This is a genomic window from Klebsiella sp. GL120222-02 (assembly GCF_003097195.1).
In the GTDB taxonomy this organism is placed as follows: Bacteria; Pseudomonadota; Gammaproteobacteria; order Enterobacterales; family Enterobacteriaceae; genus Klebsiella; species Klebsiella variicola.
On sequence record NZ_QEQO01000001.1, the window covers coordinates 685,907 to 697,994 of the forward strand.

The 12,088-nt window shown below is 60.0% G+C and carries 15 protein-coding genes; 11 read left to right on the top strand and 4 right to left on the bottom strand.

Annotation, left to right across the window (positions count from 1 at the left end; genetic code table 11):
- The first annotated feature begins 67 nt into the window (after positions 1 to 67).
- The 4 genes from N438_RS03405 to N438_RS03420 are packed head-to-tail and all read left to right on the top strand — an operon-like array spanning position 68 to position 3,370.
- Positions 68 to 1,096 (top strand): isopenicillin N synthase family oxygenase, encoded by a 1,029-nt coding sequence (locus N438_RS03405; RefSeq protein WP_008804931.1) that lies wholly within the window; start codon positions 68 to 70, stop codon positions 1,094 to 1,096.
- A 23-nt stretch (positions 1,097 to 1,119) separates the two neighbouring features.
- Entirely contained in the window at positions 1,120 to 1,926 is an 807-nt protein-coding gene (locus N438_RS03410) for a MetQ/NlpA family ABC transporter substrate-binding protein (protein ID WP_002904638.1), read from the top strand.
- Positions 1,923 to 2,714 carry an ATP-binding cassette domain-containing protein gene (locus N438_RS03415; RefSeq protein WP_008804932.1) on the top strand — a complete coding sequence of 264 codons (792 nt, stop codon included), beginning with the start codon at positions 1,923 to 1,925 and terminating at the stop codon, positions 2,712 to 2,714. Before N438_RS03410 ends, N438_RS03415 begins: the two co-directional genes overlap by 4 nt.
- Positions 2,711 to 3,370: a methionine ABC transporter permease gene (locus N438_RS03420; RefSeq protein WP_004217626.1), complete on the top strand. Its 660-nt coding sequence runs from the start codon at positions 2,711 to 2,713 to the stop codon at positions 3,368 to 3,370. The genes N438_RS03415 and N438_RS03420 overlap by 4 nt, the downstream gene beginning before the upstream one ends.
- A gap of 10 nt (positions 3,371 to 3,380) precedes the next feature.
- Here the strand turns inward: N438_RS03420 and N438_RS03425 are convergent, their stop codons facing one another.
- On the bottom strand, positions 3,381 to 4,454 hold the full coding sequence (locus N438_RS03425) for a nitronate monooxygenase (RefSeq protein ID WP_077264856.1): 1,074 nt from the start codon (positions 4,452 to 4,454) through the stop codon (positions 3,381 to 3,383).
- 74 nt (positions 4,455 to 4,528) lie between these two features.
- On the opposite strand from N438_RS03425, the gene N438_RS03430 reads away from it, so the two are divergent.
- Positions 4,529 to 5,374 carry a LysR substrate-binding domain-containing protein gene (locus N438_RS03430; protein ID WP_008804934.1) on the top strand — a complete coding sequence of 282 codons (846 nt, stop codon included), beginning with the start codon at positions 4,529 to 4,531 and terminating at the stop codon, positions 5,372 to 5,374.
- Here N438_RS03430 and N438_RS03435 read toward each other — a convergent pair.
- A complete protein-coding gene (locus N438_RS03435; protein ID WP_116696080.1) occupies positions 5,371 to 6,528 on the bottom strand; it encodes a YbfB/YjiJ family MFS transporter in 1,158 nt (385 codons plus the stop codon). The genes N438_RS03430 and N438_RS03435 overlap by 4 nt on opposite strands.
- 208 nt (positions 6,529 to 6,736) lie before the next feature.
- Here N438_RS03435 and N438_RS03445 point away from each other — a divergent pair, with 208 nt between their 5' ends.
- Positions 6,737 to 7,162 carry a VOC family protein gene (locus N438_RS03445; protein WP_040968502.1) on the top strand — a complete coding sequence of 142 codons (426 nt, stop codon included), beginning with the start codon at positions 6,737 to 6,739 and terminating at the stop codon, positions 7,160 to 7,162.
- Between the two features lie 38 nt (positions 7,163 to 7,200).
- Here the strand turns inward: N438_RS03445 and N438_RS03450 are convergent, their stop codons facing one another.
- Positions 7,201 to 7,647 (bottom strand): VOC family protein, encoded by a 447-nt coding sequence (locus N438_RS03450; protein ID WP_116696081.1) that lies wholly within the window; start codon positions 7,645 to 7,647, stop codon positions 7,201 to 7,203.
- A 229-nt stretch (positions 7,648 to 7,876) separates the two neighbouring features.
- Here N438_RS03450 and N438_RS03455 point away from each other — a divergent pair, with 229 nt between their 5' ends.
- The 5 genes from N438_RS03455 (at position 7,877) to N438_RS03475 (ending at position 11,383) form a co-directional block, all read left to right on the top strand.
- A complete protein-coding gene (locus N438_RS03455) occupies positions 7,877 to 9,064 on the top strand; it encodes an MFS transporter (protein ID WP_008804939.1) in 1,188 nt (395 codons plus the stop codon).
- Between the two features lie 216 nt (positions 9,065 to 9,280).
- Entirely contained in the window at positions 9,281 to 9,571 is a 291-nt protein-coding gene (locus N438_RS03460) for a hypothetical protein (protein WP_008804940.1), read from the top strand.
- Positions 9,572 to 9,773: 202 nt separating this feature from the next.
- Positions 9,774 to 10,535 (top strand): trans-aconitate 2-methyltransferase, encoded by a 762-nt coding sequence (gene tam, locus N438_RS03465; protein ID WP_116696082.1) that lies wholly within the window; start codon positions 9,774 to 9,776, stop codon positions 10,533 to 10,535.
- 156 nt (positions 10,536 to 10,691) lie between these two features.
- Entirely contained in the window at positions 10,692 to 11,012 is a 321-nt protein-coding gene (locus N438_RS03470) for a carboxymuconolactone decarboxylase family protein (protein ID WP_114500236.1), read from the top strand.
- The gene (locus N438_RS03475) at positions 11,003 to 11,383 is read left to right on the top strand and encodes a tautomerase family protein (RefSeq protein WP_012541763.1); all 381 of its coding nucleotides are present in this window, start codon (positions 11,003 to 11,005) and stop codon (positions 11,381 to 11,383) included. Before N438_RS03470 ends, N438_RS03475 begins: the two co-directional genes overlap by 10 nt.
- Before the next feature lie 210 nt (positions 11,384 to 11,593).
- Here N438_RS03475 and N438_RS03485 read toward each other — a convergent pair whose 3' ends face one another.
- Positions 11,594 to 12,040 (bottom strand): GNAT family N-acetyltransferase, encoded by a 447-nt coding sequence (locus tag N438_RS03485; protein WP_012968261.1) that lies wholly within the window; start codon positions 12,038 to 12,040, stop codon positions 11,594 to 11,596.
- Between the last annotated feature and the right edge of the window lie 48 nt (positions 12,041 to 12,088).

Consider the following 12,088-nt stretch of genomic DNA (forward strand, 5'->3'; position numbering starts at 1 on the left):
TGCTGTTGTGCCCGAACCCTGAACCTGAATCAACCCATAACTTATTACCCCGTTTTCGGAGAACACAATGAACGCGACCACCCTGCCGATTCTCGACCTGGCCCGCTACGCGGACCCCGCGGATAAAGCGGCCTTCCTGGCCGACCTGCGTCACGCCGCCCGCGACATCGGCTTCTTCTATTTGATCAACCACGGTGTGGACGACGCGCTTCAGTATGAAGTTCAGCGCCAGTCTCAACGCTTTTTTGCTCTTGATGAGGCGCAGAAACAGCAGGTGGCGATGATCCACTCCCCCCATTTTCGCGGCTATAACCGCGCGGCCTCAGAGCTGACGCGCGGCCAGCCTGACTGGCGAGAGCAGTTTGATATCGGCGCCGAACGTCCGGCGCTGACCCTCAGCGACGACGCCCCGCGCTGGCAGCGCCTGCAGGGTCCGAATCTGTGGCCTGCCGCCCTGCCGTCGCTTAAACCGGTGTTACTTCACTGGCAACAGCAGATGACCCAGGTGGGCATCCGCCTGCTGCGCGCTTTTGCCGAAGCCCTGCAGCTCCCGGAGAATGCCTTTGACCGGCTCTACGGCGAGAAACCCAACGAGCATATCAAACTGATCCGCTATCCCGGCCAGCAGGAGACCCAAAGCAGCCAGGGCGTCGGCGCCCATAAAGATTCCGGTTTCCTCAGCTTCCTGCTGCAGGACGAACAGAAAGGACTGCAGGTAGAGGTCGCGCCTGGACAATGGATCGACGCCGTGCCGCTGGCCGGCAGCTTTGTGGTCAATATTGGCGAACTGCTGGAGCTGGCGACCAACGGGTATTTGCGCGCCACCGTCCATCGCGTGGTGTCGCCGCCGGCGCAGCAGCAGCGCCTCTCCATCGCTTTCTTCCTCGGCGCCCAGCTTGACGCGGTGGTGCCGGTTTACACCCTGCCGCCCGAGCTGGCGCGTGAAGCGCGAGGTCCGGACAGCGACCCGCACAATCCGCTGCTACGCGATGTCGGCTGGAATTATCTCAAGGGCCGTCTGCGTTCCCATCCGGACGTGGCGGAACGCTACTATCAGGACGTGTTTCGCGAACGCGCCGAGCAATTGATCGTTTAACCATAACTAAAAAGGAACACACCATGAAATATGCCGCTTTTAAACTGGCAGGGGTCGCACTGTCTCTTTCTCTGGCATGGACGTCTGCCCAGGCTGCCGCGCTGCGCGTCGCCGCGGACCCGGTTCCCCACGCGGAGATCCTCAACTACATCAAAAAAATCGATCCCAGCCTCGATCTGAAGGTGGTGGAGCTGACCAGCGGGGTCAACGCCAATGAACTGCTAGCCAGTGGCGATGTGGATGCCAACTACTTCCAGCATGTTCCCTATCTGAAGGATCAGGAAAAAGCGCTGGGTAAAACCTTTGCCGTCGCGGCCACCGTGCATATTGAGCCGCTGGGAATTTACTCGCATAAGCATAAAGATTTCTCATCACTGCCGGAAAACGCCACCGTGGCGGTGCCGAATAACACCACCAACCTGAGCCGGGCGCTGTTCCTGCTGCAGGCGCAGAAGCTTATTAAGCTGGATCCCAAATTTACCGACCCGGCCACCACCCTGGCGACGCCGAAGGATATTGTCGAGAACCCGAAACACCTGAAGATTCTGGAGATTGAATCACCGCAGATCCCGCGTTCCCTCGACGATGTCGACCTGGCGGTGATTAACGGTAACTACGCGCTGGAAGCCGGCCTGGTGCCAGCGAAAGATGCCCTGGGGCTGGAAAGCGCCGAGCATAATCCGTACGCCAATATTCTGGTGACCACCCCAGCCCTGGCGAATGACCCGCGCATTAAGGCGCTGGCGAAAGATCTGACGTCACCGCAGGTGGCGGAGTTTATCCGTAAAACCTACAACGGCTCGGTGATCCCGGTGGCCCCTCAGTCATGATAACCATCGAAGGGCTGAGCAAAACCTACGCCGGAACCGGCCGACCGGCGCTGAACGATATCGCGTTGCAGATACCGAAAGGGGCAATATACGGCATTCTCGGGCGCAGTGGCGCCGGCAAAAGTACGCTCATCCGCTGTCTCAATTTACTGGAGCGGCCCACCTCGGGCCGCATTCTGGTGAACGGACAGGATATTACCCAGTTGAACAAGGCGGCGCTGCGGGATTATCGCCTGCGCACCGGGATGATTTTCCAGCACTTCAATCTGCTGCATGCCCGCACCGTCGCTGACAACATCGCGGTGCCGCTGGAGATTGCCGGAGTGCCGAGGGCCGCTCGCGAGGCCAGGGTGCGCGAACTGCTGGAGCTGGTGGATCTCAGCGAAAAGGCCGCCGCCTTCCCGTCGCAGCTTTCCGGTGGGCAAAAACAGCGCGTCGGCATCGCCCGGGCGCTGGCCGCCCGGCCGGAAGTGTTGCTGTGCGATGAGGCGACCAGTGCGCTGGATCCCGAGACCACCGCCTCGGTGCTGGCCCTGCTGGCGGATATTAACCAGCGCCTCAATCTGACCATCGTGTTGATTACGCACCAGCTGGAGGTGGTGAAAACCATTTGTGACCACGCGGCGCTGCTGGAACAGGGCGAGATTGTCGAGAGCGGTAAACTCGCCGACCTGCTGGTGACCCCATGGTCGCGGCTGCGCCAGTCGTTGCTGCACGACCCGCAGGCTGAACAAGATTTTCTTACCCGTCACGGCGTTCAGGGGAGGCCATTATGCGGAGTAGCATGAGCTGGGAAGATTTGTGGCCGTTATTACTCGACGGCACGCTGGATACGCTTTATATGGTGGGCCTGGCGGCCCTGTTTACCGTTCTGATCGGGCTGCCCACCGGCGTGCTGTTATTTATTTCCCGCGCCAACGGGCTGGCGCCGATGCCGAAACTGAACGCGCTGTTAGGCGCGGTGATCAACATCGGCAGGTCGCTGCCGTTTATCGTGCTGCTGATCGCCCTGATCCCCTTTACCCGCCTGATCGTCGGCACCACGCTGGGCAGCACCGCCGCCATCGTGCCGGTGACCATCGGCGCCTTTCCGTTCTTTGCCCGTCTGACGGAAAACGCGCTCGACGAGGTGGACTACGGGAGAATCGAAGCCATTCTGTCGATGGGCGGTAACGTCTGGCACGTGATTTTTAAATCCCTGCTGCCGGAAGCCCTGCCAACGCTGCTGGCCGGGATCACGCTGACCATCGTGATGCTGATTGGTTTCTCCTCCATGGCCGGTGTGATCGGCGGCGGTGGACTCGGCGACCTCGCCATCCGCTACGGCTATCAGCGGTTTAATAATGAAGTCATGTTTGGCACGGTGCTGATCCTGGTGGCGATGGTCCAGGGCGTGCAAATGGCCGGCGATCGGCTGGTGCGCAGCCTGGCCCACCGTCGCTAACCGTCAGACATTAGTTCCAGCCGCACTCTGCCGCCAGCTGACGAACCAGACTGGCGGCGTCACACTCGCGGATCAACCCCACACCCTGCCCGGCCCAGTGGGCGCCATACTCATGAACGCCCTGGGCTTTCGCGGCGGCGGCCAGCGCTTTGCCGATATCATACGCCAGCGGATAATCCGGCACGGCGCTCGCCGGACAGGCTTCCCCCAGCGCACAGAAGGCATTCGCCAGACAGCGTGCCGGACGCCCGGATATCGCGGAGGTCAGCACCGTACGTCCGTCAATGCTGTTGTTGATCGCCGCGCGATAACCGGCGTCGGCGGCGGATTCCGGACACAGTAAAAACGCCGTACCGAGCTGAACGCCTTGCGCCCCCAACTGCATTACGCTGGTGATCCCCGCCCCGTCCATGATGCCCCCGGCGGCTACCACCGGGATGGTTAGCCGACGCCGCAGAAGTTGCACCAGGGTGAACGTGCTCAGTTGGGCATCAGGCTCCTGCGGAGCAAAGATCCCCCGGTGTCCGCCCGCCTCATAGCCCTGAGCGACCACTACGTCGATCCCCTGCTGTTCAATCAGCAGCGCCTCCTGGAGCGAGGTTGCCGTCGCCAGGGTGACAATCCCCTGCTGTCGCAGACGCTGGATCGTCTCACGTTCAGGAAGACCAAAATGAAAACTCACCACCGCCGGCGACAGGTCGAGAAGCAGCTCCAGCATCGGCGCATGACCGATAAATGTCTGGTAGATCTCGCTTAACGAATCCGGTGGCGTACTGCCATAGCGGGCAAAATGGGGTCGTAAAGTTGTTGCCCAGTCGGCTTCCCGCCGGGCGTCGCGCCGGGGCGGCGCATGGCAGAACAGATTGACATTGAACGGACGGTCCGTCAGCTGGCGGGTGGCGACTATCATCGCTTCCGCCTGGGCAACGGTTGAAGCACCCAGCCCCAGCGAGCCCAGCGCGCCGGCATGACTTACCGCGGCAGCCAGCGCGGGGGTGGAGACGCCCGCCATCGGGGCCTGAATCAGGGGATAATCAATATCAATAAGCGAAAGCAGCGGGTTGCTCATGGTTTCCTCATGCATTAGCGGTGCCGGAGGCTTACCATCTCCTTTAAAGATGGTAAGATCAACATCATTATCGTATTGAGAAGAAAAATATGAACCACAGCACACTAGAGATCTTCATTCAGGTGGCAGAAACGCAGAGCGTCACCCAGGCAGCAAAACGGCTGGGCCGCGCACAGTCCAATATCACGACCCGCATTCAGCAGCTGGAAGAGGAGCTTGCCGTTGAGCTCTTCGTTCGCGGCAACAAAAAAATGGTGTTGTCCCCGGCAGGCGTGCAGTTTCTCAGCTATGCCCGGCGGATCCTGAGCCTGGCGGAAGAGGCAAAGCAGGCTCTGCATCCGACAACCCCAGGCGGCAGTCTGCGTCTGGGCGCGATGGAGGCGACCGCCGCCAGCCGGCTGCCGCCGCTGCTTACCCGCTTTCAACAACGGTGCCCGCAGGTAGATATCACCCTTATCACCCAACCGACCCGCCAGTTAACCGAGGGAGTGTTAACCGCCGCCCTCGATGCCGCGCTGGTCTGCCTGCCGCCTGGGGCCGATGGTCAACCGGCCTGTCCCGCCGAGCTGGCATGCACCCCGGTGTTTTATGAAACGCTGATGCTGGTCCGTCCGCAGACCCCGGGCCCGCTGCGGTTCGCGGCATTCGCCAGCGGCTGCAGCTACCGCGCGCTGGGCGAACGCTGGCTGGCGGAGCAGCAGGCGGCCGTCGAGGTGCATGAGGTCAACTCCTATCACAGCATGCTCGCCTGCGTGGCTTCCGGACGCTACGCCTGCCTGCTGCCGCAGAGCGTGCTGTCGAAGATGACGCTTCCCGAAAACTGCCTTAGCGAACCGCTGTGCGAGGCGACCACCCAGCTTATCTGGCGCAGCGGCTTGAACGCCCCCGCCCTGAGCGAGTGGCGCAAGCTGCTGCAAAGCGTGGCGATTGGCTAACCCCGGCGTTCGGTAAAGACCAGCCCTGCGGCAATCAGCAGCGCCAGCGCCGCAGCATAGAGCGCCGGGTTAAATGAAGCCGCGATCTGATACAGCGCGCCGGCGATAAGCGGCCCGGCAATCTGTCCCACGCCGTACAGTGCAGTCATCGCGGCAATCATATTGAAGCTCACCTGATGGCTGAGACTTTTTGCCTTCGGCAGCGCAATGGTGACGGTGCCCATAAAGGTAAAGCCCACCAATAGCGCGCTTAGCACGCAAAACAGCAGTGAAGCGCTGCAGGCTGGAAGGATCACGCCAAGCGCCTGGACGATCAGGTTGCGGGTCAGCGCCTGCCGGTACCCCCACTTTAGCACCAGCTTATGCCAGATAAGGCAGGACGGCGCGGCCGCCAGACCAAACAGCGCCCACAGATGGACCGGGTCAACGCTCTGCAGCAAACCAGACAGAAACAACGGCAGATAAGTGGCGGTGATGATATAGCCGAAGCCCGCCAGGCCGTAAACCATCAATAGTCGCCACGCCGCGCGACGCGTATCGCTCCCCGCCTCAGGCAAGGAGGTCTCAACATGGGAAACCCTCACCAGTGCAGCCGGCGGAGTCAGCAGCCAACGGATCGCCAGCGCCAGCAGCAGACCGGCGCATAATGCGCAGAGCAGCCAGATCTGCTGGCTGGTGAGGCTCAGGGCATGTCCAAGGGCGATCCCCTCCGCAGAGATAAATATCCCCAGCCCCACCCCGGCATACAGCAACGGCGCCCCGTGATGATGGCCCATATGTTCCAGCAGCCACAGCGAACCAGCAATCAGCGTTATCGCGCTCAGCGCGCCGGCGACGGCGCGCAGCGCAATAATGGTCCACGGCGAGCTCACCCAGGCCAGCAGCGCCAGGCTGGCGATGGTCAACCCGGCGGAGATAATGCTCAGTCGGCTGGCGGCCCCAGGCTGTACCCGCGCCAGCAGCAACGCGCCGACCAGATAACCAGCGTAATTGGCCGACGCGGCGAGATTGCCCTGGTGCAGGGTCAACAGACCTTCATTAAGCATCAGCGGCAGCACGCCGGTGAAGGCAAAGCGCCCGTAGCCCATGCCGATCATCAGTACTATCGACCCAGCCAGTGCCAGCCATATGGCCTGGCGCGATCTGTTATTCATCCACCACCTCACAATGATTCTCATATTAAGAACAATAGTATTTTATAATTCTTTTTTTATTATGATTAAGAGAGAATGTCGGCGCAAGGCGGACGTTAATCCGCTATGGTATTGACAGAGAGAAAATGGCGCCCGGGCACGTCTTAACACACGCCGGGCCGATTTACCGGTACAGTATCAACTTGAGCTTTTGCTTACGGGAGCCATTATGTTGTTCAGCCATATGCGTATTGCCAGACCGGTCAGTGAACTGGACGCCACCGCCAGCATGTATTGCGCCGGGCTGGGGCTTCAGCAACTCGGCAGCTTTACCGATCATGAAGGATTCAGCGGGATTATGCTCGGCGCGCCCGACGCGGGCTGGCATCTGGAATTCACCCACTGTCGCCACCATCCCGTCACTCCCTCGCCAGGAGATGAAGATTTGCTGGTGCTGTATTACCCACAGCAGGCGGAATGGCAAGCACAGTGCGCCGCCATGGACGCCGCCGGCTTTCTGCGGGTCACGGCGTTTAACCCTTACTGGGAAGTCAATGGCGTCACTTTCGTCGACCGCGACGGCTATCGCACCGTGTTGCAAAACCGCGCCTGGGGAGAAGTACGAAGCGCTTCCGATCACGAGGAGAGTCAATAACCTCTCCTGTGTGTCCTGCACCGCGTCCGGCGCGGGCGCTATGGCTCTTCCGCCCGCAGCCACGGCGTCACCGTGAGCCCGGCCAGCAGCCCTTCCGGACTGAGCAATCGGGTGACCGCCTGTCCCCACGGTTCGTCGCGCGCCGCGACGAGCAGGCGGTATCCTTGCTGCTGCAGCCGCGCCGTCGCCGCAGCCAGGTCGCGGACCTCAAACTCAATCCATGCCTGCGGCACCGGCTCCGTCTCCGGCCACTGGTCCTGACCAAAACAGGACTGCGCCGCCTGCGCCAGCGGCCACAGCGCGAAATGTTTCACCCCGCCGATGGCATCCTGCTCGCTGAGGAGATACGCCTCGTTACCCGGCATCGGCTTTAGCGGCAAACCCAACGCCTGACAATAGAAGTCACGGCTTTGCGACGTGCTGCGGGTGATGGGACCGAAGCCCGCAATGAACAAAACGTCAATATCAGCGAAATCGTGGGACATGTTCTCTCCTGAACGCGGCGGTAAGCTAACGCCATCATGCCCGTACGCAGGCGCCAGCGGCAAACCCGATTAATGGCGGGCGCATTCACAACATCATCGACGGTACAGACCGTTGCGCCCCTTCGGACAGACGGCGACTTCATCGGTGACAGATAAAACGCCCTCGCGACTCGCCAGCGTCCTCGCGGCGCGCTATGCTAAACATCCCTTGTATTAATCACTTATCCCTATGAGCACTTCCGTCAGCACCACGCAACTCAATTTGCGCATCATTTCGATCGTTGTCTTCACCTGTATCTGCTATCTCTCCATCGGCCTGCCGCTGGCCGTACTGCCGGGATACATTCACTATCAGCTGGGCTACAGCACCTTTGTCGCCGGGATTGTGATCAGCCTGCAATACATCTCAACGCTGATCAGTCGACCGCACGCCGGGCGCTATACCGATATCTGGGGCCCGAAAAAAGTGGTCAGTCTCGGGATCATCTGCTGTCTGCTGAGCGGAGCATTCACCCTGCTGGCGGTACTTTTGCAGGCGACGCCGATGCTGGCCATCGCCGCGCTGCTGGCGGGCCGGGTGTTTCTTGGTGTCGGCGAGAGCTTTACCGCGACCGGCGCCACGCTCTGGGGGATCAAAACCGTCGGCGCGATCCATACCTCGCGGGTGATCTCCTGGAATGGCGTGGCGACCTATGTCGCCATGGCGATCGGGGCGCCGCTGGGGGTCACCCTTAACCACTATTTCGGCATTAGCGGATTTGCCACGGTGGTGGTGGTGGTGGCCGCCATCGGCCTGCTGTTCGCCCGCACCCGCCAGGATGTCAGCGTGACTGCCGGTGTCAGAGCGCCCTTTCACGCAGTGGTACGAAAAATTTGGCCTTATGGCCTGGGGCTGGCCTTTGGTACCGTTGGCTTCGGCGTTATCGCCACCTTCATCACCCTCTATTTTGCGGCGCACAGCTGGCAGGGCGCGGCGTTTACTCTCTCCCTGTTCAGCGTCGGCTTTATCTGCGTCCGCCTGGTGCTGGGAAATACCATTACCCGCTATGGCGGGGTCCCGGTCTCGCTGGTCTGCTTTGTGATCGAGTGTCTCGGCCTGCTGCTGATCTGGCTGGCGCCGTCAGCCTGGGTGGCTGGCGTCGGCGCCTTTCTCACCGGCTCGGGTTTTTCCCTGGTCTTCCCGGCGCTAGGGGTCGAGGCAGTCAAACAGGTGGAAGAGCAAAACCAGGGGACCGCCCTCGGCACCTACTCGGCGTTTCTTGACCTGGCGCTGGGACTCACCGGGCCGCTGGCCGGATGGGTCGCCGGCTTCTACGACCTCGCCACGCTATATCTGTTGGCGGCGATTGTCGTGGTGTTCGCTTTCCTGCTCATTTTACGCGTCCAGCGACAACAGCGAGCCGTCTCAGGAACGTAGTCAGCCCTGGCCCGCGGATCGCCGCGGGCAAAAAACGAATCGGCAATTGACGACGATTCGGCTTCCATGCCAACATCCTCCTCAGCGTCTGACAACAGATGCAAGGACGGTAGCGGAGAACAACAGAGATCGCACAACGATCCAGCCCGGCGCCGTAGTCCAATCCGAATCACTGACCCACACGGTGAATTCCTGATTCTGGCGGGAAACACAGACATGCACCAAAGTTTTAATCAGCGCGTTCATTTCTATTACTGCGTCCTGGTCGCGCTGAAGATGCACGGAAAGTCGAAAAAATCGGGCGGTATCAGAGGAAAGAATAACTTTCTGCTGAAATGGCTGCGCCGGGCGCAGGATAACAACATCTTCCCGCCCGATATCACCAGCGAAATTGAATGGCTGCGAGGTAAAATCATTCAGGCCGGTTACGACACCGATCTCGAACCGATGCTGGATTTTGTTTACGCCACCGCCAGCCGCGCTGAAGCGCTCAAGAACGCCGAATAAGTCACTGCGCCCGCAACGGGCGCAGTGACTGTCCATCCCACCGCCTCCCTGAGCGTACCGACCAGACGCGAAAAGCCCACTGATGTTTATTCTTTTTGTGACACTGTCACGAAGTGGGTTACCGCTGGTAACATTCGGCGGCTGACAGGCTGCCAGTAGCGTTCTATGCTTTGCCCAGTCTTCCCTCACACAGGACCGCGCTATGGCTGACTGGAACCCTTCTTTGTATCTGCAATTTGACGCTGAACGTACCCGCCCCGCGGCCGACCTGCTCTCGCGTATTGCCCATCTGCAGGTTGAGCACGTTGTCGACCTTGGCTGCGGGCCGGGAAACAGCACCCGCCTGCTGCGCGCCGCCTTGCCGCTGGCGGCAATCACCGGTATCGATAACTCCCCGGCCATGCTGGCTCAGGCGGCACAGGCCTTACCCGACTGTGAGTTCATCGACGCCGATATTGCCCGCTGGCGGCCTGCGCAACCGGTAGACGTGATCTATGCGAACGCCTCTCTGCAGTGGCTGGCGGATCATGAGACGCTGTTTCCACATCTGGTGGCGCAGCTGGCAGTCAACGGGACGCTGGCCGTGCAAATGCCGGATAACTGGCAGGAACCTTCGCATACCCTGATGCGCCAGGTCGCCGACGAGCAGGGATTACCGGACCGCGGGCGCCAGCCCTTACTCCCGCCGGACGCCTGGTATGACATGCTGACCCGTCAGGGTTGTGAAGTTGATATCTGGCGCACCACCTATTTTCATCCCCTCGCTTCCCATCAGGCGATAAGCGACTGGTTGCAGGGGACCGGATTGCGTCCCTATCTGGCCGGCCTGGACGAGCAGTCCAGAAACGCATTTCTGACACGCTATGTCGAACTACTGGCCGAACACTATCCGTTACAGTGTAACGGAAAGGTGCTCCTGCGATTCCCCAGGTTGTTTATCGTGGCGCGAAAAATCGACGTCTAACCGGAATGAGCGCTTAAGCGTGGCAATGAATAAGGAGAACAGGGTGAAAAATCATCCTGTTTATCAGGACGAAATATCCTGAACATTGCGATATTCAACCTCTTTCCCGGCATGCGACAGTGATTGCCATCTCAACACCCAATAACGGGAGTCACTGTGGAAAATAGCGCTGTTAATCGCAACACCCTGGCCGCCATTGCGCCAAAACTGGCCGAACTGACCGAAACGGTACTGTTTGGTGATATCTGGGCTCGCCGCGATCTGTCGCCCCGCGAACGGAGCCTGATCACCCTTTCTGCCCTGACGGCGCAGGGTAAAACCCAGCAACTGCCGTGGCATATCGCTCTCGGCTATCAAAATGGCCTGAGCCAGGCCGAAATCGTCGAGCTGTTCACCCACCTGGCGTTCTATGCCGGCTGGCCAGCGGCGGCCAGCGCCCTGACCTGTCTGAATGAGCAGGAGACACCATGCCCCTGACCCGCATATCGCTTGGCACGGCCTGGCGTCCCACGGAGTTTGCTCAATTGTCGGCGCTCTTTCATGAGTGTCTGGTGGCAGAGTTCGACGTGCCGTCAGCAGATAAATTTCAGTTTATCGAGCAGGCCGCCGACGAGCAGCGCATTTACGACCCGAACTACCTCAGCGACGGACGCAGCGCCCGCTTCGTGCTGTTTCATATTTTCGCCGGTAAACCGCGCAGCCGGGCGCAGAAACAGGGGCTTTATCGTCGGCTCTGTGCGCGGTTAGACGATGAGATGGCGGTCAGCCCGCAGGACGTGATGGTGGTTATCCAGTTTAACCAGCGGGAGGACTGGAGTTTTAGCGCAGGGAAGATGGCGGATGAATAACGCCAGCGGCGCCGCATGAGGCGCCGCGTTTCAGCACGATATCTTTGCTACCAGGCGAGATGATGCACCAGTGAGAGATCCCAGGCCGTAGCCAATAGTGAAAGAAACATAATCAGATTGACCACTGTGTCGAGACGTTTTTCCATCGTTGCTTCTCCTGAGCCGGTTTCCCCTGTTATAGCGGGAAAAGCTTAACAACCTCTTACCGCTTCAGGACCCAAGCGTGATCCTGTAGCGCACATAATCGTCAGCCGGGGTAAACTCATCATACAGATGACGGGCGGGATTATCACGGCGCGTATGCCAGTACAACCGTGACCAGCCTTTGTCTGCCCCTTCGGTTTGCAGCGACTTAATGATTGTTCTGGCAATGCCTTGTCCACGGAAGGCAGGATCGACAAACAGATCCTCCAGATAGCAGATTGGCGTGGTGACCCAGGTTCCCTCGTGAAGAATGCAGATGGCGAACCCCACCACCGTATCATCGACCACAGCCACCCTGCCCAGCACCGGGGAGTTCATGTCCAGCATTCGCTGCCAGGTGCATTCGGTCACCTCTTCCGGCTGCGGGCTGCCATAGAAGCGGGTATAGCCTTCCCAGAGATTAAGCCATTCGGCTTTGTCGTGCGGCCGTATTTCCCGGATATCGATGACCATGCGAGTTTCCTTACAGATGAATGAATTAGCCTGCGAACATTGGCAGGG

Excerpts from the sequence above, each read along its gene's own strand:
- N438_RS03405 (WP_008804931.1), top strand. The coding sequence starts at position 68 with ATGAACGCGACCACCCTGCCGATTCTCGACCTGGCCCGCTACGCGGAC.
- N438_RS03410 (WP_002904638.1), top strand. The coding sequence starts at position 1,120 with ATGAAATATGCCGCTTTTAAACTGGCAGGGGTCGCACTGTCTCTTTCT.
- N438_RS03415 (WP_008804932.1), top strand. The coding sequence starts at position 1,923 with ATGATAACCATCGAAGGGCTGAGCAAAACCTACGCCGGAACCGGCCGA.
- N438_RS03420 (WP_004217626.1), top strand. The coding sequence starts at position 2,711 with ATGAGCTGGGAAGATTTGTGGCCGTTATTACTCGACGGCACGCTGGAT.
- N438_RS03425 (WP_077264856.1), bottom strand. The coding sequence starts at position 4,454 with ATGCATGAGGAAACCATGAGCAACCCGCTGCTTTCGCTTATTGATATT.
- N438_RS03430 (WP_008804934.1), top strand. The coding sequence starts at position 4,529 with ATGAACCACAGCACACTAGAGATCTTCATTCAGGTGGCAGAAACGCAG.
- N438_RS03435 (WP_116696080.1), bottom strand. The coding sequence starts at position 6,528 with ATGAATAACAGATCGCGCCAGGCCATATGGCTGGCACTGGCTGGGTCG.
- N438_RS03445 (WP_040968502.1), top strand. The coding sequence starts at position 6,737 with ATGTTGTTCAGCCATATGCGTATTGCCAGACCGGTCAGTGAACTGGAC.
- N438_RS03450 (WP_116696081.1), bottom strand. The coding sequence starts at position 7,647 with ATGTCCCACGATTTCGCTGATATTGACGTTTTGTTCATTGCGGGCTTC.
- N438_RS03455 (WP_008804939.1), top strand. The coding sequence starts at position 7,877 with ATGAGCACTTCCGTCAGCACCACGCAACTCAATTTGCGCATCATTTCG.
- N438_RS03460 (WP_008804940.1), top strand. The coding sequence starts at position 9,281 with ATGCACCAAAGTTTTAATCAGCGCGTTCATTTCTATTACTGCGTCCTG.
- tam (WP_116696082.1), top strand. The coding sequence starts at position 9,774 with ATGGCTGACTGGAACCCTTCTTTGTATCTGCAATTTGACGCTGAACGT.
- N438_RS03475 (WP_012541763.1), top strand. The coding sequence starts at position 11,003 with ATGCCCCTGACCCGCATATCGCTTGGCACGGCCTGGCGTCCCACGGAG.
- N438_RS03485 (WP_012968261.1), bottom strand. The coding sequence starts at position 12,040 with ATGGTCATCGATATCCGGGAAATACGGCCGCACGACAAAGCCGAATGG.